Raw genomic sequence first — 20,031 nt, 5'->3', positions numbered from 1 at the left:
ACCAAATGTAAAGGAATTCACTTTTGGGCATGATACGCTAGTGGTAATTGTATCTTTCGGGCATGTCAGCTGAACGTTTCCCCGCTTACCATCAGCACTGCATTGTTTGTGGTTCTGATAAGCTTCGACCGATGAAGGCTTATATAAAGCATCAGATGGTACGGTGTGGAAACTGTTCGATGGTGTTCATGCATCGCATTCCTACAGAGGAGCAGCTGGATGACCATTATTCTCGATACTCCTACCATGAAGACCGATGGATTTCACCGATTACGATTCAGCGTTATCATGAGCTTCTTGACCGATTTGAGAAATATCGGAAAACCAATCGTCTGCTAGATGTAGGATGTGGGATTGGTGAATTCTTGTCAGTAGCCAAGGAAAGAGGATGGGAGGTATACGGAACGGAGTTCTCGTCGAAAGCTGTAGAAATCTGTGAAAAGAAGGGCATTCAAATGCTCCAAGGGAATCTATCGGCAAGGATATTCCCGGAGGAGCATTTCGATGTGATCACCAGCTTTGAGGTGATCGAACACATTTATCACCCAACGCATGATGTCAAGGTGATTTATGAACTGCTGCGAAAAGGAGGGATGCACTATTGTACTACTCCGAATTTCAATGCGCTTCACCGTTACAAACTCAAAGCTGAATACGACGTCATTCACTTTCCTGAACATTTGGCCTACTTCACACCAAAGACCTTAAAGCGCGTAATGAAAGATGCTGGTTTTCGTGTTGTCAAAACGGAAACAACCGGTATTAATTTGACGCGCATAGCGCGTAGTAAAGATCTCAATTCCACTGCCTTAAGAGGAGAGGAGACGCCCAATGAGCAGATGAGGGAAAAGACTGAAACCCAGTGGCACTGGCGCCTTGCGAAGGTTTTGGTGAATACCGGACTGAATATCACGGGCTTAGGTGCGGCCTTGAAAATTTCGGTGGTCAAGCCATCCTGATTTTTGACCAATGGTCTAGTGAATTTGACCGACTGTCGAGTTTCCTTAGAGATGTACCCTTTAGATTTGGTTCTTACCTGAACGTTATCCTATATTGCCCTCCCTAACCTTTAACCAACATGCAATTCTTTACCCAAGGTGTGAATGGCATCCGAAAAGATGCCCGCCGGATTGATGGCTTCAGTATCTTCAGCATTGAGGATACACTTGGTAAAGGGAATGATGAGTTTGGAAATGACGTGTTCAAACGCCACCGCAGTGGAGCTTACACGGTCATGTACGTGGACAAAGGAGCCGGAAGCCATCACATCGATTTTCAGAAATATACCCTGCATCCAGGGGCTGTTCTGTTTATTTCACCAGAACAGGTTCAACAATATGATCCAGCACGTCTGATCGGAGGATACGTTTTGCGTTTCACTCCTGAGTTTTTGTGGGAATACGCAGACCCAAGAGAAGCCATGGCGATTCGTCGTTTATTTGACAATCAGGTCAGAACGTCAATGCTAGATGCGCGTCGTTACCGTGACATCGTGATGTATTTTGAAATGGTACTTCGCGAATACAATCACGCCAATGATCAGCTGAGAGCAAGTATCATCAAGAGTTCATTGAATTTGCTTCTACTTCATGCTGATCGTTTGATTACCGACGAGCGTATCACGCAGAATGAAGAAGAGGTAGGTTTCTCGTACTATACTCGTTTCAGAGCGCGTATTCCACAACGTTTGGGCGAAACACGCAATGCGAGTGATTATGCCGAAGAGTTGGGCATTTCGTACAAGTATCTGAACGACTTGACGAAGCGTTTTGCTGGCTGCACGAGCAAAGAGATCATTGATCGAACGCTCATTGCTGAAGCTAAACGATTGGTAGTAGAAGGACAGATCAGCGTTGGACAAATTTCACGCGAGCTTGGTTTTGATGAGCCTACCAACTTCCGCAAGTACTTCCGTAAGCACACCGGAATGGCACCGTTGAAATTCCGTCAGGAGAACTGATCCGAATCATTTCCTTCTAGGCCTTGGTTCCACAAGTGAATTTCTATCTTGCGGCAACCGAATTTGTGATGGAGAAAATACTGCAAGCGATCCGGGAGAACACCCCGGAAGGTTTTGACTACGAATGGCTCGGAAAATTCGTCCGCGCGATTGATGTTGATTCGTTGAACTACAAGGGGTATCTCCCTGAGATTACTGATAAAAAAGACTACGCACGAAACATTCTTTGCTTAGAGCCTTTTGAGTGTGTCTTATTATACTGGCCACCAGGAGTAGAAAGTGCGGTACACCACCACAAGGGATTCTGGGGCTATGTGCTCTGTCTCGAAGGAACGGTAGATAACATCGAATACATTCAATCCGGAGATCAACTGCTGGAATCGCGCACCATTCGTGCTCAAGCTGGTGGTGTGTTGAATGAACCAGACAACACCATTCACAAAATCGTGAACCCGAGTGAGGAAGAGTACCTGGTAACACTCCATTTCTACTACCCGGCATTAGACACACTGGATAGACTTCGCATTTTTGATCTAGATAAGGGCGCTGTTGCCACCTTGAATGAGAAGGCACCAACTGCAAGTTTTGCGCATCCGAAAGACAATTACCATGCTTTCGAAGAAGATGCCTTTAAGTATGTATCGCTGGCAGACAATCCGAAGACAAGATCACATCGCATTTATCCTATCATTCCAAAGCCTTCGAGCAAAGTCATTGCTGAACTTATTGGTGGCTACTATAAAGAACAAGCCTTGGAATATGACAGTTTTGATCTTAAGCACGAGTCGCGCAGAAAGTACACCGAACGTATTAACGCCCTGATCGCAGATAAACTGAGTGAATCTTCAGTTCAAAAGGTGCTTGACCTGGCTTGTGGAACAGGTCGTCGAGCATTGAAGATTCGCGAAGAAAGCGAAGCATCGTACGACTTGATGGGAGTGGATCTTAGTCCGGAAATGTGCGCCGTAGCCCAAAACAGAGGCGTCAATGCTCAATCAGGAAACTGGTTAGAGATGGAACTGCCAGAAGGGTCTTTGTGCGCTATCACCTTCTTATATGCCTATGGACATATTCCAACAGAAGAAGAACGACGTCAGGCGCTGAAGAAGGCTTTGGTTTCATTGAAGCCAGGTGGACTGTTGTTCTTCGACGCGTTTAACCTCAACGATAAAAACGAATGGGGCCCACATGCCGTGAAGGCTTATGAAGAGCACAACCTAGCTTCATTTGGGTATGAAAAAGGGGATGTGTTCTACAAGAAAGTAGGTGGCGAAGAAGTTGCCTTCTTGCACTACTGCGAAGAGGATTCCCTGAAAGCCTTCTTGGAAGAAATTGGTTTTGATGTCATTGATTTAAAACACATTGGTTACGTCCATCGCTCGGGGGAAATTCTCGACAATGATGATGAAGGCGCCCTGTTTGTTGTCGCACAAAAACGATGATAGAGGTCATTTTTTGACCGTGATTTGCTTGCTATCTTGCCCTTAAGTGAACAGCCAGATGTTTCTGCTGTTCCAATTAAAATTCAACCCATGAAAGACCTAGGTTCTGTACGTAAAGACTATTCAACGCACATCTTGTTGGAGTCTGAGGCTCATGAAGATCCGTTTGATCAATTCGAGAAATGGATGGAAGAGGCCAGAACGAATGATCCGGAAGACTACAATGCCATGAACTTGGCGACTATTGGTGATCATGGTTTCCCGAATCAACGTATTGTCTTGTTGAGAGAGTTCTCTCGTGAGGGCTTGGTTTTCTACACGAATTACAACAGCGTAAAAGGACAAGAGATTGGTCAAGACCCGAAGGTGGCGATCAACTTTTTCTGGAAAGGACTTGAGCGACAAATCCGAGTGAAAGGAGAGGCGCGCAAGTTGCCTGCTGAAGTATCAGATGCCTATTTCGCTTCTCGTCCGAGAGAGAGCCAGTTAGGGGCGTGGGTGAGCGACCAAAGCACGGTGATTAAAAGTCGAGAAGAGCTCGAGCGTCGCATGAAAGAAATTGAAGACAAGTATGAAGGGAAAGAAGTTGATCGTCCATCACATTGGGGCGGATACCGCGTATTCCCAGTATACTTTGAATTCTGGCAAGGAAGACCAGGTAGACTTCATGACCGTCTTTCATATCGTGTAGATGCAGATGGCGCTTGGTATCAGGAGCGATTGGCGCCTTGATTGATTAAGCCTATCTTGTCCCCATGATCGGGATATTACTCATTTACTTCATTGGTCGCGCATTCTACAATCTTGCCGACAAATTCAACGAGAACAAATGGCTTTGGGCAATCCTTGGTGTAGTTAGCTATTACGCCGGTTCATTTGTTGGTGGAATATTATTCGGTCTTCTCGAAGAATTCGAAATCATGCCGAGTGGTGGTCCTGATGATCTTCACGTTGCTTCTATTGCTCTTGCCGTAGTGTTCGCAGCGGGTGTTGTAGTCGCTTTCTACTTCATCTTGAAGAGAATGTGGACACGAAGAGGTGTTGTTATCACCTCTGAAGTCTTGGACGGAGATATCGAATATTGAATTTGTTCACGCCCCTTTCCTAGAAACATTGAATTCGTCTTTGGGTTATTAAGCCAAAGCACGAATTATGTTTACGCTCCTTATTCTTTTTGCACTTGCTCAACCCTTGATGTTAGACATGGGGGAAGGCAAAGCGGGTTCTGACTGGTATATCATCAACGATGGTGTCATGGGAGGAAGGTCATCCAGTTCTTTTGACCTCGAGAAAGACCATCTCCATTTCGCTGGAACCATTAGCCTCGAAAACAACGGCGGATTCGCTAGTCTGAGAAGCCCTTGGAACAAATACGACTTGAAAGGAAAGAAGTCGGTCACGATCAAAGCTCGTGGTAATGGTGGGCAATTCTCATTGGTCTTAGAGAAGAATCAAGAGTGGTGGCTGCCTACCTATAAATACACCTTCGAACCGACTTCGGAATGGCAGGAATTCACCATAGATCTCAAAGATTTGGTTGAATACACCATTCAAGGAAAGACCGGGAAGAAGTTGGGAAAAGATGGAATTGAAGAGATCATCCGAATCGGAATAATTAAGTACGACGGTAAAGCTGGTCCCTTCGAGTTGGAGATTGACGAATTGATGTTTCAGTGATATTTCGTTGGCGAAAAAAGAAGCAACTTGCAGGTATGAAAACAGATGCGAGCATGTTAGACTGGGGAGACGTATTACGTTTCGCCAATCACGGTAATCCAACACCGGAACGTCGAGATGAACGTTCTGAAGAAGAGTGGAAAGCGACCTTGACTCCTGAAGAGTTCAGAGTGACTCGACTCAAAGGAACGGAACGCGCATTTAGTTCTGAAATGTGCAGCTTGTTCGACCCAGGCAAGTACAAATGCGTGTGTTGTGGAACACCGCTATTTGATGCGAGTGTGAAGTTTGAAAGCGGCACGGGATGGCCTTCATTTACGCAGCCTATCAAAGAAAGTGCAGTCGCTTACCATATTGATTCTACTTTCGGGATGAAAAGGGTAGAAACGGTATGTAATACCTGTGATGCGCACTTAGGCCACGTTTTTCCTGACGGCCCAGCGCCAAGTGGACTTCGTTACTGCATCAACGCTGTTGCCCTTCGTAAAATGGAAGACTAACGTTTCCAAGGGAAAGTGGTGATGTAGCCAGTGATGGTGATGCTGTTTCTGTGTACACCTTCGACTTCAAAGAGGTCTCCAAAGTTTCGTCCGTAATAGATAAAGAACTTGTACAGTCCGATGCCCACTTTCGGTCTGAATATAAGTGACCGTCCGTTGTCTGTTGGGTACCAATGCATATCTGCACCTGCGTTCACTCCAGCGACAAAGGCGTAGGTGTGAGCCCATACACCCACTTTGGGAGCGATGGTTTCGTAGGTCCAACTGTAGTTTCCACCTCCGTAGATCCCGAATGAAGTGCCGCCACCTTCACCATTCATGAATTGACCTAAGCCTAGGGCAAGACCTACGGGGTATTGTGAAAAGGCGCTGACTTCAGGCATGATTCCTAAGGAACGTTCGCTATTTAGTAAAGCTGAGCCATATCCGTGATCTCTATGGAAGAAAGGTGGTTTTGTCCATGTAGGAATAGAATCACTCGAGATAATTTGTGCTTCCGCGCTAGCGAATAATACTAAAGAGCTGAGAAGAAGGAGAAGGCGCATATGCTTTGAACGATTCCAAAGCAATGATATTTCTTTTTCCTCTTTCGCCAAAGGCGGAAAAGTGCATTATCGTTTAACAAAACGAACGAACTCCTTATCGTTGTCCTCTGTGGTAACAATATAAACTCCCGCAGCCCAGTCGCTGACGTTTAGGCTCTTACGCTCACCTTCACGGATTTGAATGCGTTCAATGCGATGTCCGTATAAATCGAATACCTCCAACTGCATTTTAGTTGAACCATCGTTGTACACTGTGACCACTTCATTTCCAGGGTTCGGGTATAGTCCCCACAAGCCGCTGTCGTCCGTGATGTAGACAGATCTGACCATTGAAAGGCTATTCGCCCCTGAGAAGTCCATTTGACGAATGCGGTAGTAGGAAGTACCATGCAGGGCATGCGTATCTGTATAGTCATAGTTGATGAGCGATTGGCTATTACCGGCACCATCTACGTAGGCTATCACTTCCCAATCTACTGCATTGGTCGAGCGTTCTATTTTGAAGAGTTGGTTGTTAGTCTCACTAGAGGTTGACCAATTCAACTTGACATCTCCGCTCACTGGAGACGCAGTAAAATCAGCAAATTCAACAGGAAGGAAAAGCATAGCAAATCCTAAGGTGAAGTCGATTCCTTCGGGAATGTCGACTCCTGAGAACGAATATCTCACGCCATCAGAAGTGGCAGGGATAATGTTCAATGGGGTTTCGTCAGCGTAGTATCCATCACCATCAATATCAGCGATTAAGCGGAAATCAACCGCATTGTTTGGCATATAATCTGACAGGTCAAAGGTGAGGGTTGTAGCTCCTACATTTCCTCCAACTTCATCGAATATCCAGCTACCTGAAGAACGTCCTGCAATGTTATTCGGGAGGTCACTATTTCTCCAACCGAACTTGAAATCGCTATAGCCCAAGAAGAGATATTCATTCAGTCCAAGGTCAGAAGGGTTGCTCATGCGCACGATTCCAGAACCTTGAGCTACCGTATTGGAAACACCTCCTTGACTTCCAATGCCAATCACATGGTGGTCATGGTTACCCCATGTAGGGTGATCTCCATAGTAGTAATCATTGCCGTCAAGCGGAATATCAAACTTAGCACTCAAGTAATTCTCAATGATGTTACGTTGAGCCAATCCGTGAATCTGGTTGTAGAGGATGAACTCCGCAATTTGTCCTTCAAATTCGTAGCGTTGACCGTTTTCTTCTTCATCAATGAAGTAGCTATCTCCGTGCATAGCGCCAAGACAAACGTTGCCTTCACTTGGGTATCTTAACCCAACACCTTCTGCAGTGTCAAGTAAACCACCGTTCATATACACGTCCATGGTGCCATCAGCATCTTCATCACCGTCGATATGAACGCTAATGATGTATGCTTCTTCCTGATCTACTTCGTCGCTGATATAGGTGTATTCCCATTCCGAACCTTCACCATCATCAGAAATATTATAGGTTCCGACAAACAGTTCGTCTTCCTCAATCCAGATATTGAATCCACGTTCTTCGCCACCTTCTTCATAGATGACCATACGGTCTTCTGTTTCTTCCCCTGTTGTGAATACGATATAATAGCTTCTTTGGGCAACCGGGTTCGCTGTAGAAAAGGTGTTGATATCACTGTTGTTATCGATCTTAAGTCGATCGTTATTACCATCAAACTGAATCGTCGGATAGCCATTTAAGGCATAGTCATTCTCGTATACAACCATTGGTCTACGTCCGCCAACTTCATAAGCGGCTAGCGTGTTTCCACCGTAGTTTTTCCATTGCGAGATAAGCTCTTCTTCGTCAATAGAATAAAGAACATCAGCTGAAAACCAGAATCTGTTTTGGGCATCACCTTGAACACCTCCTGGGCCTTCTTGGGCCATTGAAATGAGAGAGAAAAGGAGGGCAGTGACTAGGGTAATTAGTCTGTTCATCCGCACGAGTTTGTTTTAAATCAGGTAGGATTATTTACTCGATGATGTGCGTAAAGGTTACGATGAAGTGTAAGTTTTTTCCTACGAGTGGTGGAATGCGGATCGCGGATCGCGGATCGCGGAACGAGGAATGCGGAACGCGGATCGCGGAATGCGGATCGCGGAATAATAGTGGAACGGACGCCGGATGCCGGACGCCGGATTTTATTGCCTCTTGAAATCCCCATTTCTCCATGCCTGGATAAACTGTGCCCAGGCGATAGGGTTCATCAGAGAGATGGTAGGGAGTTGACCAGCGTAGCTGATTTTATTTGACTCTTGCGTGATGGCGTAGCGGTATGCTTCAGCGGCGCTTGGGTCGATTTCTCGCATGCGCTCGTACATCATGGCTGCTTCGAGGTTTTTCTCGGCGAGCTCTTCTTCTGTGCGAGGGATGTCGAGGGCGAGGAAATCTTGCTTGAAACGTTCCTTGGTTGGCCAAGGGTAGACGTAAGTGGTGTTCAGCTGGATGGTGTCTCTGCTGAGAAGCTGAACAATGTTGTAACGAGGATTCGAGAGTGTATCAGGGATGATGTACTCTTCAGGCATGTATCCAATTCCAGAGAATTTGATGGTGTCTCCCGCGAATGCTGGGATGCTGAAGAATCCTACGTTGTCTGTGATGCTTCCTCGTTGATCTCTTTCACGGTATACAGTGGTGAAAGGAACTGGATTCAAGGAATCTCCTGTCACAACCAAACCACTGAACTGAATCACGGCTTTGGTGCTGTCTTGAGCGTTCAATTGAACGGCAGTAATGAGAAGGACAAGAAGGATTAAATTCCGCATTGTATCAAAGATAGCTAAAAACACTCCTCCTTAGGACGTTAGCCTGGGTGTGTTTTGTTACAGTTTGAATCAATTAACACCTGCGGTCTTGAATTCGCTTGTAAAGTGGAACTCAATTTCTGGGAAATTCTGACGCTCCATATCTAGCAAGAACTGAGAAGGAGCGAGGTAAACGTCGTTTCCATCCTTGTCTTGAACGATTTCGAGTGCTTTGATACGTTTGAACTCCTCTAATTTCTCTTCGTTCTCAGTAGTCAGCCAGCATGCTTTGAAGTAGTTCTTCGGACGGAATTCACACTTTGCGCCGTATTCGTGTTCCAGTCGGTATTGAATTACCTCAAACTGAAGTTCACCAACGGTTCCCACGATTTTACGACTTCCAGCTTCTCGGATAAACAACTGAGCCACCCCTTCATCGGTCAGCTGCTTGATTCCTTTATCGAGCTGCTTGCTCTTCATTGGGTCAAGGTTAACCAACTCTTTGAAGATCTCAGGAGAGAAACTAGGAATCCCTTGGAATTGAAGTGCTTCACCTTCGGTTAAGGTGTCTCCAATCTTGAAGTTGCCGGTGTCATATAATCCAACCACATCACCTGGGAAGGCTTCGTCGACCACATTCTTCGAGCGCGCCATGAAGGTCGCTGGATTGGCGAATTTCAGCTTCTTTTCCAGTCGTACGTGGTTGAAGAACTTGTTGCGTTCAAACTTACCCGAGCAAACGCGCAAAAAGGCAATGCGGTCACGGTGCTTTGGATCAATATTCGCGTGAATCTTGAAAACAAACCCAGTGAATTTGTTCTCGTCTGGAGCAATGTCACGCACGTCTGTAGGACGAGGCTGTGGAACAGGAGCGATGCGGACGAAGGTGTCGAGCATTTCTTGAACCCCGAAGTTATTTACGGCTGAACCAAAGAATACAGGGGCAAGTTTCCCTTGCAGGTACTCTTCGTCTTCAAACTCTTCATACACTCCTTGGATCAAGTCAACATCTTCGCGCAATTGATCGGCATGTTCGCCTACCAATTCATCAAGCTGTGGGTCATCAAGGTCTTTAATTTCCACCTGCTCGTGAACCACTTTGGTCTTGTTCGCTTCAAACAACTTCAATGAACTATTGTAGAGATCGTACACCCCTTTGAAGCTATACCCTTTACTAATAGGCCAACTCAGCGGACGCACATTGATATTCAACATGCTTTCTAGCTCATCCAAAAGATCAAACGGATCACGTCCTTCAAGGTCAACCTTGTTCACGAAGATGATTACAGGGGTATCGCGCATACGGCATACCTCCATGAGTCGCTTTGTCTGCTCCTCCACACCTTTCACACTATCGACTACGAGAATGACGCTGTCTACAGCAGTCAGTGTTCGGTAAGTGTCTTCCGCGAAGTCTTTGTGACCTGGGGTGTCAAGGAGGTTGATTAAGAGTCCTTTATACTCAAAGCCCATCACCGATGTAGCCACCGAGATTCCACGTTGACGTTCGATATCCATGAAGTCAGACGCGGCTGTCTTCGTGATCTTGTTATTCTTCACTGCACCCGCTGTCTGGATGGCCCCTCCAAAAAGAAGAAACTTCTCTGTCAGCGTTGTCTTTCCGGCATCTGGGTGAGAGATGATCGCAAAGGTTTTCCGTTTATTGATCTCTTCGTTCAATGACATGGCGGCAAAGGTAGATTGTTTTCGTGGAAGAGGAACGCGGAATGCGGATCGCGGATCGCGGAATGTGGAATGTTGAACGTGGAATGTGGAATGCGGTGGTGAAGCTATAGGAAAAGAAACGGACGCCGGACGCCGGACGCCGGAATAGAGATTGCGGAACGCGGAACGCAGATCGCGGCGGTGATTTCCCAGAAGAAAGAACGGACGCCGGATGCCGGACGCCGGAATAGGGACGTCGCAATTTCGTATCTTGTCTACACCAAACCAGAGCCATGTACCTTAATCGCTTTTGCCTTTGCCTTGCGGCATGCTTTCTTAGTGTGAGCCTTTTTGCGCAATCACCTTCACCTTTAGAAATTGAATTGGAACCTTTCATTACCGGGATGAATGATCCTGTTGGGATTTATCATTGCGGAGATGATCGTTTGTTTATCATCGAGCAAGACCTCGGACATATTGAGGTTTATGATGCGATGGGGAATGATCTTGGAACCTTCCTTGACATCGGGGGCTTGATTAGCAATGGCTCAGAACGTGGACTGCTTGGATTAGCTTTCCATCCAGATTATTCGAACAATGGGTTCTTCTTCGTGAACTATACCGATGGTTCGGGTGATACTCAAGTGGCGCGTTATACTGTTTCTGGCAACCCTAATGTGGCAGATGCCGGTTCGGCGGAACTGATTATCAATGTGGATCAACCTGCGGGTAACCACAACGGAGGGCATATTGCATTTGGTCCTGACGGTTTCCTTTACGTTGCTCTAGGAGATGGTGGCGGACAAGGAGATCCGAACAACTACGCACAGAACCCTCAGAACCTTCTGGGTAAGATTTTACGACTGGATATTGATAATGGCTTGCCTTATTCGATTCCAGCTTCGAATCCGTTTGTGGGTGACGCGACGGTATTGGATGAGATTTGGTCTATAGGCTTCAGAAATCCGTGGAAGTTCTCTTTTGATCGATTGACAGGAGACCTATGGATTGGAGATGTTGGACAGAACGATTGGGAAGAAGTTGATTTCCAAGAAGCATCTTCGGTAGGAGGTGAGAACTACGGGTGGCGCTGTTACGAAGGAACAGATCCATATAACACTTCGGGGTGTGCAGGTGCTGCGGCGTATGTTGATCCGGTGGCACAAGTGTCTCATGGTGGTCCGTACAACTGGTGTTCAATTACTGGAGGTCACGTTTACCGAGGAAGCGAATTCCCGAACATGTACGGCAAGTACTTCTTCACTGATTACTGCGCTGGTGACTTCTTAGCATTGACACCAAACGGTGGAGGTTTTGATCAAGACGAAGTTCTACTCGGACAAGGATTTGGCTGGGTAGCGTTTGGAGAAAACATGGCCGGAGACCTCTATGTTGCCAATCTGAACGGAACAATCTATAAACTCGTTGACCCATGTGGTGATTTGGATCCTCAAATCTCAGGAAACGACGTGTCTCTCTTTACTTCAGGCGGTGACAATTACTACTGGTACCAAGATGGAAACCTCATTGCAGGAGCCAACGGTTCAAGCTTTTCGCCTACTGAAGCAGGAGCGTACTTCTGCGTGGTTGAACTTGCCGATGGATGTGCAGCGCCAACACCAACAGTCAACTGGGGAATCGTTTCAGGTATTCTAGGTTGTACTAACCCTAATTCAGACAATTACAACCCATCAGCCACAATTGATGATGGCACATGCATTGGTCCAAACGGTGAAGAATGCGTTGCTGACCTTGATGACAATGGACTCGTAAACGCTGCTGACCTCCTCATTTTCCTAGGAGCATTTGGCCAGATATGTGATTAATCTCCGTCCACCGTCCACCGTCCACCGTCCACCGTCCACCGTCCACCGTCTGCTGATAGAAGAGTATCCGTGGAACGTAGAATGTTGAACGTGGAATGTGGAATGTGGAACGAATAAAAGACCTTTAGCCCTTTAGCCCTTTAGCCATTTAGCCATTTAGCCATTTAACCCTAAATCGAAATAACCCCATCATCCCCAACCATCAACACCAGCTCATCCCAACTCAACAGGCCCATGCTGATGGCTTCTTCCAACTTTGCCATGTCTTGAATTGAAACCCTGATTTGAAAGGGGAGTGCTTCAGTAATCTTGCTGTTTTTGCAAAGCAGCGCTGGTTCAGGGTATGCGAAGGTCAACGAATCGACAACGAAATAGATGGAGTTGAAACCTTCTTTGGATAACGTTTGAAGGGTCTTTTCGTTGATTTCTTGTTCGACTTCGATGTACTGCGTGTAGGGGCCACGATCACTCAATGCGCCAAATTGAAGGTAGCGTACGAGTTCATCTGATTCGAAAGGACTTGCCTCTTCTTTCAAAAAGATCGCAGGGAAATGTGGGATCACTGGAGTTGTTGCATCATCTACTTCGACACCTTGCCAATGTGCCTTGCCGTTTACAATAGATTGAACGAGTCGTTCAGCACCTCCAGTGGCAATGGCATTAGTAAGGCCAGGAGAAGGTTTCCATCTTTCAGTTCGAACAAATTCATCCGCCTCAGCGAATTTACCTGCAGACACCAGTGTGTTGAAATAGCCCACCTTGAGTTGTTGGTCATGTGGGTATTCAAGGGTGTTCTGCTAAAATAGAGTAAGTGCCGTGTCGAGATGTGATAATCCTGTAGCGTCATCTCCTAGCATTAGAAAAGCATTTCCTGCATTCGCATGAGCTTGTGGGTCACCATGATAATAGCTCAGTACCTTATTTGTGGAAGCAATGAAATCTGCAGAGTTCTTTTGTTGAAAGGAAACCCATGATTTTAGTTCCCATGCGCCAATGTTCTCTGAGTTCAACTCAATAGCGTGATCGAGGATAGTATGTGCAGAATCGAGCAAGGCTTCTTGGTTGCTGCTATTCCGATACTCTTTGATAACAATCTGAGCTTCGTAGAGTAAGGCACTGGATTCGGAATGAGGATCACAAGATGAAAAGACTACGATGAACGCGGTCAAGATTGAAAGGTACTTCAGATGCATGCCGTGAAAATAGCAAATGATTCACGAGCACATAAGAAAGCCACGATTCAGAGTATTCCCAGCAACGATTCCACAACCACACTTTCTTCAAATCGTCTACTGCCTTCTTCCGATTTCCGCGATAGCGTTGTTCGAAGTTCCTTGTCGAATAAGGCGCGTACATGAGAGTTGAACGCATCGATGTTACCGGGCGTGTAGAGCATTCCGATTTCTCCGTGACCTAATAAGTCTGGAGTACCTGATGTGTTGGTGCCGATGATCGGCAACCCACTGGCCATGGCTTCGATGGTGACCATTCCGAATGTTTCCCCCACACTGGTCATAGCGAAGATGTCGAGTGCACCAAATGCCTTTTCGACGTCACTTCGATGAGGAAGGAAGTGCACACGACTATCCAATTCCGCGTTAGCGACAATCGCCTTCAATTTTTGAATGAACGCATCACCTTCATTCTTCGTTGGATCACCCATGATGAGAAGGTGCAAGTCAGCTCGTTCTTGGGCCAAAATGATGAACGACTCAATGAGGAATTGCTGGCCCTTCAATGGGTCAATTCGGCCGATATTCCCGAGAAGAAGCGCTTCTGTGGGCAAACCTAGTTCATTACGGACCTCACTTTTCTCTGACTTCTGTTTGAAGCGATCCATATTCACCGCCAGAGGAATGGTGTGAATTCTTTCCTTCGGGAATCGCGTCATGTTCTTCACTTGATCAGCGAGAAAGGGCAGAGGAGCCACCCAAATATCAATCTGTCGGAATCGGAAGGTATGTGCTGGGTCTTTCTTCGAAACGCCAAACTGCATTGCCTGTTGGTACAGAAGTTTAAACTTCCGCTTCGAGAAGCGTTTTGCCCAGCCGCAGACATCAATGTCTCTGGTATCGCGGATCCAAACTACATCTGCGTTCAGCTCATTAAAAATCTTTCCAATCTTCCTGGCCGAGGAGAAATCGAAGTATTTCTTGTTCCGTTCAACATGAATAACCGAGAGTTCTTCTTTCTGAGCTGCTTTGTCAAGAGGAGAATCTTGCACACAGACCAAGGTCACGATTTGATGCGCTTTTTTCATGCGCAAAGCGAATCGCAAGACATTCATCTCTAGTCCGCCCCAGCTAATGGAGCTACAATAAAAGGCGATTCGCTTATTGTCCACTATTTAAAGCGTGTCTGAATGCTGTCAAGTACAGCACGATTTCCATGTTTTACATGGATTCCGTCACTGCCAATGTCGATGCCTAATGGATGAATGCTGGTTGCCTTTTCATCAATCATTAAAGTGAATAGACCTTCTGGGTACTTTGCAAGTAAGTCTTTAACGCGATTGGAGGTATTTCCATCGAACGGAATGAAAAGATCAAATCCGCCATCAATTTCGTTGATCTCGGCAGGACGTCCACCACAAGTAATGTCAGTATGGTCAAAGCGATGGAATTGTACCCAATTGTATTCTGGATGCTCATCACTGCGCCAATCCTCGCGCCGATTCACCATGCGCGTCCAAATCTGTAATGGCAATAAGTCAATGGTTACGCGCGAGTGCTTAGGCACAAAGTAAAGTCCGTCTTCAGCAGGGAACTGGTAGGTCATTTTCAGGCTATCCAAGACTTCCTGAGAAAACTCGTTCACGCCATCGAAGTTCTCTGCTGTGCGCACGAATCCAGTGGTGGCAGTAGTATCTTCAGTAGGATTCTCTCCTTGAGGGTCTTTCGGGTCTGTGTCACAATTTGAACAAGCAAACATGAAAAGCGAAGCCAGGAAGAAGAGTGGGAGTCGTTTCATCATGAGTTCGGACGAATAATGATTTCACTCACGTTTGAACTTTGAGGCATGTTCACAGCATGCGCAATTTGCTCAGCAATCAGTTCCGCAGTCATACCAGCTTCGAAGTTTGGTTTGTAGCTCTTCAAAAGCTCTTCATTCTTCGTCTGGTCGATAAACTCTGTGTTCACAGCTCCAGGTGAAATGGTTGTTACGCGCACCTCTTTGCGAAGCTCAATTCTAATGGATTCAGAAATGGCGAGTACAGCATGCTTCGTTGCACAGTACACACCAGAATTTGGGAAGACATTGTGAGAGGCTACCGAACCAAGGTTGATGATATGCCCATGTGTTTTACGCAATTCAGGAATGCCAGCATGCACACAAGTCAAGAGACCTTTCACGTTCACGTCAAACATCGCATGCCAATCCTCTAGTTTAGCATCGATGAGTGGGTCGAATAGTCCCATGCCCGCATTGTTGATTAGAACATCAACACCTCCGAAGGCATCGACACACTTCTGAACCATCGCACGCACTTCGTCTACATTCGTGACGTCACATTTGATGGTGTCTATCTGCCCTGGGAATTTAGCTGCGAGTTCTTCAAGACGATCTGTTCGTCTTGCGCTCACTAAGATTTTATTTCCTTGTTTGGCGAGGAGGGAAGCAGCAGCATATCCAATTCCGCTGCTAGCGCCGGTAATGATGATTCGTTTCGACATGATGCGAATTTAAGGCTTATGGCTTTAGACGTATGGCCTATGTATGAATTCTTTTGCTCAAGTGAATACGCTGAATGACGCTCACTTTCGCTGACCGAATTCTTGTCTTAGAACTTCTTCTGCTGGCTTGTTTTGAGGGGTAAATCTGTTATCTCCTGGGCCACCAGACTTACCGTGATTCGGAAACCATTTCCAAACAAAACCGCCAGCGAACCAGGGTTTATCCCAGAACTGATTGAACGTGGCTCGGTAGGCATTGGATTGACTCTCGAGATTCACTGATTGTCCTTTTCCAGTTTCCCATGGTTTCTCTCCAGTGTAGTCGTTAGAGCGGTAACCCCACTCCGTGAACAGGATCTTCTTCCCGTAGTCTGAAGAGTATTGTTGGAGTTTGTTTACCCACTTACTCCAACCTTCTTCCAATTCTTCCTGTGTTGGAGAAACACCATCATCGAGCGGGAAGTAGGCGTCTACGCCGATGTAATCAAGGTCATCCCAGAAGGGCATTCGTTTGTAACTATCCCAATTGGCAGCATAGGTCAGTTTACCATCGTAAACCTCGCGGATATCTGAGATGAGTTGTTTCCAGTATTCAGGACGTTGTTCCGCGAATGCACAGAGTTCAGTTCCGATACAGAACATTGGGAGTTTATGTTTTTGGCTCATTTCCGCATAGATCATGATGAACTCGCGGTAATCGTTTTCGAATTGAACCCAATCTTCTTCGCTGTCAAACTCTTGATGTCCCGTGAAACTTCCCCAGTCTAACCACAGTTGTGGTTTGATCATCACAGAAAGTCCTTGTTCGTGAGCCACTAGGATGCTTTTCTCTGTGCCTTCAGCGGATTCACCCCACCATTGCCAATTGAGATTGGAGTGACGAATATTCGGTTTACCGAGATCACCATAGGCAAAGGGCATCAAGGTGATGTAATTCGCATGAATGCTCTTGACGGAATTGAAATTTGATCCATCGATGGGGTTTGGTCCTCCCACAAATGACACCCCATTAATCATGGGTTCTTTTTCAAAACTACGCTGTGCTCCACACGCAATGGTGAAACAAATGAGAAGAGTAATTCCTAGTAAACGCACGCTTATTCGATAATCAATCGTTGCGTCAGTTGTCGTCCATCAGCTGTGGCAACGAGAGTGTAAATACCACTACGAATAAAAGGGATTTCGAATGAATTGTTGCTGAATTCGAGGAGAATACGACTTCCTTTAGCATCAATTAACGCCAACGTGTCGATGCGTACATCTGTATGTATTTGAACCGTGGCACCGGCATTCGATAGGTTAGGGTAGACCTTGAATTGTGGTTGGTCCAAATCTGTCACTGAATTCGCACATCCCAGTTCACCACTTACCGCATCGAATACCTCTTCTTCAAGGGTGTAGAATGCAGAAGTGTTCCCAAACGAGAATCCATTCCATGATCCATTAGTCATGAAGATGAGTCCGAACTCTTCGTCTTTATTGAAGTACCAATCGCTGATGAGACCGTAAGCTTCACCTGGATGGCCAAGGAACGTCATATCAGGAATGACGATGTCTCCCATTGAGGTGTTGGTCGTTTGCTGAATCCCGAGTCCCCATTGGTTGAAGAGGTTATAGTAGTTGTCGCCATTGCTTCCGTCGTAGGTCCATACAGGAGTGTGCATGAGCTCCATCAATTCGGTAGAAATCAGCTGGCCACTCGCAGGGTGGAAGCCATTGTTCATGTGCAGGATCATCAATTGTGATAGATCGTATACACTGCTTCGAAGTCCTCCTTGAGGTGCGAAACGCGAACCGTTGGTTCCTGGCAAGTAATCACCAAGATCTGGTTGTGCTGGAGCCACTCCTTGGTAGTTGTCTACCTGTGGGTTCCATCCACCTTGGTTTCGGTAGATGACTGCGAGGTTGTCAATATTTTCGATGTTGGCCGTGTTGTAGGTGCAAGCCAAACCAAGAGGTTCGAAGATGAGTTCTTCCATCAGAAGATCGAAGCGTTGTCCGCTGACTGACTCCATAACCGTCGCCAGCACTCCCATATTGATGTTGCTGTAAGCGAAATGGGTTCCAGGTTCCTCCGTGCGCCACATGTTTGATGTGTAGTAGTCTCCGTCTGGATGAACAAGTTCAAACATCGAAGGCAAGTTGGCGCCTAAGCTATACGTGTCAGAAAGGAACGGACTGTAGCCATCACCATCTTGCAATGAAGAGGTGTGACTCATTACCATTCGGGTAGTAATGACGGTGTTTGGGTGATTTGGATTGGCAAATTCATAACCGAGGTAGTTGCTTACCGGCGCATCCAAATCGAGTAAACCTTGATCTACCAACTTCATAGCGCCAGTAGAAGTGATGGCCTTCGAAATAGATGCAATGCGGTACATGGTACTATCGTCAATGGCAAGATCTCTTGTATAGTCTTTGGTGCCGTAGTGATAGTGTGCATGAACGTTTTGTCCACAAACAACCAATACTGACATTCCCATCAACTGGTAGTCTTCAGCAATGGCATCTAGGTCTTCTTCTAGACTTTGAGCTTGAATGGTGATTGAGAAAGAGAGAAGCGCAAAAAGCGCCAGGAGTCGAGAGTTTAGTTTAAGATCCATGGAACTTCCATTCTAAAATTTGGGACGACCACTTGGAAGAATTGTCCGTCGTCTTTGTTTTCCATCATGTATTCACCTTCCATGCTACCCATGGTTGAGTTCAGGTCACAGGCAGAGGCGTATTCATATGATTCACCAGGCTTAAGTGTAGGCGTTTCACCCACTACACCAGGTCCTTCTACTTCACGCACCTCACCATTTGTGTCGTAGATAACCCAATGACGTCGAAGCAATTGCACAGTATTTTCTCCCTTGTTTTCAATTCGAATTCTGTAAGAGAAGATGAACATTTTCGCTTCGGGGTTGGAGTGTGAAGGTTCGAAGCGGGTGTCAACAGATACTTGAATGCCTTGGGTTGTTGCGGTGTTCATAGGAGCTAAGTTAGTAGAAAAGGCTTAAGGGTTGACGGGCTAAATGGCGAAAGGGCTAAAAGGCGAAATGTGCTCTGGAGTCTTAACATGTGAAGTTTTGGTCGACGTATATAAAGTTCTTGTTGGGGATGAGGGGATTTGATATTCCTTTGATGGAAAAATGGCAAGAACAGTAGAAGATTTAGTGGTTTGGCAGCTCTCTAGAGAGTTGATGAATGATGTGTTTGATCTATGTGATGAGCTACCAACGAATTCTAGAAATTATGGTTTGCAAGATCAAATCAAACGAGCTGTTATCAGCATCATGTCTAACATCTCAGAAGGTGCTTCGCGTTCTTCATTGAAGGAATACGGGAGATTACTTGACTATGCGAACGGTTCTTCCGCCGAAGTCAGAACACAACTAATCGTTTTCCAAGACAGAGGCTTTGCAGAACCCAAACGTGTAGAAGTTTTAAGAAACAAGTGTCGGAGAATCTCAGCAATGATCATCGGCCTAAAACGTTCTCTAGCAGCATAACTAGAAACATTTCGCCATTTAGCCCTTCCGCCCTTTAACAGAAATGATTCGTCCTACTTCATCAAAAGCAATTCGCTCCAACTTTCCCTGTCTGAAACCGATGGTGGAATCGATTGGAGTCTGCGAGTTCCGAAGGAGCGCAAGTGGCCTTCTGATTTTGCGACAGATGGAGCGGAGAGAATCATCTTTGGGAATGCGGAACCAGAGGGAGCTGCCTTTTTCCGCGCTAGCGAGATTATAAGCAAGCGGAAGACCAATGGAAATCTCGTTGTCAGTAAGGTCTACGATATCCCACATACCGTCTGTGAGGGGGATCGTGTATCGCTCAAGGGCATTTGGGTCAGCAAGTAATACCTCACATTGATCGGAGGTCAGTTCAGCGGTTGAAAAGGCTTCCGATGATCCTAGTATGGCGGGTTTGCCGTCGATCTCAACAGTTAGCTTTTCATCATTCATCAAGTGTCTGACTAAATCTTCCCTTTTCATAGCCGTATCTTTGGCTCAACTTTTGT

Annotated in this window: 22 protein-coding genes; 9 read left to right on the top strand and 13 right to left on the bottom strand. The window is 46.1% G+C overall.

Translation table 11 applies throughout. The features are described 5' to 3' along the window. Positions 1–62 precede the first annotated feature (62 nt). The 7 genes from RA156_RS07355 (at position 63) to msrB (ending at position 5,579) form a co-directional block, all read left to right on the top strand. Positions 63–959 (top strand): class I SAM-dependent methyltransferase, encoded by an 897-nt coding sequence (locus tag RA156_RS07355; protein WP_306643922.1) that lies wholly within the window; start codon positions 63–65, stop codon positions 957–959. A 119-nt stretch (positions 960–1,078) separates the two neighbouring features. Then, complete coding sequence (locus tag RA156_RS07350) at positions 1,079–1,960, top strand: helix-turn-helix domain-containing protein (protein WP_306643921.1); 882 nt, start codon at positions 1,079–1,081, stop codon at positions 1,958–1,960. A 68-nt stretch (positions 1,961–2,028) separates the two neighbouring features. Beyond that, positions 2,029–3,402, top strand: a complete 1,374-nt coding sequence (locus tag RA156_RS07345) for a methyltransferase domain-containing protein (protein ID WP_306643920.1) — start codon at positions 2,029–2,031, stop codon at positions 3,400–3,402. 90 nt (positions 3,403–3,492) lie between these two features. Next, positions 3,493–4,134, top strand: a complete 642-nt coding sequence (gene pdxH, locus RA156_RS07340) for a pyridoxamine 5'-phosphate oxidase (protein WP_306643919.1) — start codon at positions 3,493–3,495, stop codon at positions 4,132–4,134. A 23-nt stretch (positions 4,135–4,157) separates the two neighbouring features. Continuing rightward, a complete protein-coding gene (locus RA156_RS07335; protein ID WP_306643918.1) occupies positions 4,158–4,487 on the top strand; it encodes a hypothetical protein in 330 nt (109 codons plus the stop codon). A gap of 67 nt (positions 4,488–4,554) precedes the next feature. Then, the gene (locus tag RA156_RS07330) at positions 4,555–5,079 is read left to right on the top strand and encodes a CIA30 family protein (RefSeq protein ID WP_306643917.1); all 525 of its coding nucleotides are present in this window, start codon (positions 4,555–4,557) and stop codon (positions 5,077–5,079) included. Positions 5,080–5,132: 53 nt separating this feature from the next. Continuing rightward, a complete protein-coding gene (gene msrB, locus RA156_RS07325; protein WP_434064837.1) occupies positions 5,133–5,579 on the top strand; it encodes a peptide-methionine (R)-S-oxide reductase MsrB in 447 nt (148 codons plus the stop codon). Here msrB and RA156_RS07320 read toward each other — a convergent pair. From RA156_RS07320 to RA156_RS07305, 4 genes are all read right to left on the bottom strand, one after another. After that, a complete protein-coding gene (locus RA156_RS07320; RefSeq protein WP_306643915.1) occupies positions 5,576–6,124 on the bottom strand; it encodes a hypothetical protein in 549 nt (182 codons plus the stop codon). The genes msrB and RA156_RS07320 overlap by 4 nt on opposite strands. A gap of 66 nt (positions 6,125–6,190) precedes the next feature. Then, positions 6,191–8,053 carry a T9SS type A sorting domain-containing protein gene (locus RA156_RS07315; protein WP_306643914.1) on the bottom strand — a complete coding sequence of 621 codons (1,863 nt, stop codon included), beginning with the start codon at positions 8,051–8,053 and terminating at the stop codon, positions 6,191–6,193. 204 nt (positions 8,054–8,257) lie between these two features. Beyond that, the gene (locus tag RA156_RS07310) at positions 8,258–8,881 is read right to left on the bottom strand and encodes a carboxypeptidase-like regulatory domain-containing protein (protein WP_306643913.1); all 624 of its coding nucleotides are present in this window, start codon (positions 8,879–8,881) and stop codon (positions 8,258–8,260) included. Positions 8,882–8,950: 69 nt separating this feature from the next. Further along, on the bottom strand, positions 8,951–10,546 hold the full coding sequence (locus tag RA156_RS07305) for a peptide chain release factor 3 (RefSeq protein WP_306643912.1): 1,596 nt from the start codon (positions 10,544–10,546) through the stop codon (positions 8,951–8,953). Positions 10,547–10,866: 320 nt separating this feature from the next. Here RA156_RS07305 and RA156_RS07300 point away from each other — a divergent pair, with 320 nt between their 5' ends. Further along, positions 10,867–12,351: a PQQ-dependent sugar dehydrogenase gene (locus RA156_RS07300; protein WP_306643911.1), complete on the top strand. Its 1,485-nt coding sequence runs from the start codon at positions 10,867–10,869 to the stop codon at positions 12,349–12,351. Between the two features lie 170 nt (positions 12,352–12,521). On the opposite strand, the gene RA156_RS07295 is transcribed toward RA156_RS07300, so the two are convergent. The 8 genes from RA156_RS07295 to apaG all read right to left on the bottom strand — a co-directional run bounded on the left by RA156_RS07295 (position 12,522) and on the right by apaG (position 18,999). Then, positions 12,522–13,109 carry a DUF6924 domain-containing protein gene (locus tag RA156_RS07295; protein WP_306643910.1) on the bottom strand — a complete coding sequence of 196 codons (588 nt, stop codon included), beginning with the start codon at positions 13,107–13,109 and terminating at the stop codon, positions 12,522–12,524. A gap of 39 nt (positions 13,110–13,148) precedes the next feature. After that, a complete protein-coding gene (locus tag RA156_RS07290) occupies positions 13,149–13,544 on the bottom strand; it encodes a tetratricopeptide repeat protein (protein ID WP_306643909.1) in 396 nt (131 codons plus the stop codon). A gap of 47 nt (positions 13,545–13,591) precedes the next feature. Continuing rightward, positions 13,592–14,611 carry a glycosyltransferase family 4 protein gene (locus tag RA156_RS07285; RefSeq protein WP_306643908.1) on the bottom strand — a complete coding sequence of 340 codons (1,020 nt, stop codon included), beginning with the start codon at positions 14,609–14,611 and terminating at the stop codon, positions 13,592–13,594. 83 nt (positions 14,612–14,694) lie between these two features. Further along, on the bottom strand, positions 14,695–15,324 hold the full coding sequence (locus tag RA156_RS07280) for a hypothetical protein (protein ID WP_306643907.1): 630 nt from the start codon (positions 15,322–15,324) through the stop codon (positions 14,695–14,697). Further along, on the bottom strand, positions 15,321–16,025 hold the full coding sequence (locus RA156_RS07275; RefSeq protein WP_306643906.1) for an SDR family oxidoreductase: 705 nt from the start codon (positions 16,023–16,025) through the stop codon (positions 15,321–15,323). The genes RA156_RS07280 and RA156_RS07275 overlap by 4 nt, the downstream gene beginning before the upstream one ends. An 81-nt stretch (positions 16,026–16,106) precedes the next feature. Continuing rightward, a complete protein-coding gene (locus RA156_RS07270; protein ID WP_306643905.1) occupies positions 16,107–17,120 on the bottom strand; it encodes a glycoside hydrolase family 113 in 1,014 nt (337 codons plus the stop codon). 2 nt (positions 17,121–17,122) lie between these two features. Beyond that, complete coding sequence (locus tag RA156_RS07265) at positions 17,123–18,628, bottom strand: serine hydrolase domain-containing protein (RefSeq protein WP_306643904.1); 1,506 nt, start codon at positions 18,626–18,628, stop codon at positions 17,123–17,125. Then, a complete protein-coding gene (apaG, locus tag RA156_RS07260; protein WP_306643903.1) occupies positions 18,613–18,999 on the bottom strand; it encodes a Co2+/Mg2+ efflux protein ApaG in 387 nt (128 codons plus the stop codon). The genes RA156_RS07265 and apaG overlap by 16 nt, the downstream gene beginning before the upstream one ends. A 160-nt stretch (positions 19,000–19,159) precedes the next feature. Here apaG and RA156_RS07255 point away from each other — a divergent pair, with 160 nt between their 5' ends. Beyond that, positions 19,160–19,519: a four helix bundle protein gene (locus tag RA156_RS07255; protein ID WP_306643902.1), complete on the top strand. Its 360-nt coding sequence runs from the start codon at positions 19,160–19,162 to the stop codon at positions 19,517–19,519. An 18-nt stretch (positions 19,520–19,537) separates the two neighbouring features. Here the strand turns inward: RA156_RS07255 and RA156_RS07250 are convergent, their stop codons facing one another. After that, on the bottom strand, positions 19,538–20,005 hold the full coding sequence (locus tag RA156_RS07250; protein ID WP_306643901.1) for a hypothetical protein: 468 nt from the start codon (positions 20,003–20,005) through the stop codon (positions 19,538–19,540). Positions 20,006–20,031: the final 26 nt, after the last annotated feature.

The organism is Sanyastnella coralliicola (genome assembly GCF_030845195.1).
Lineage (GTDB): Bacteria > Bacteroidota > Bacteroidia > Flavobacteriales_D > Sanyastnellaceae > Sanyastnella > Sanyastnella coralliicola.
The sequence above is the reverse complement of the archived record's forward strand: the minus strand, read 5'-3'. Positions and strand labels throughout refer to the sequence as shown.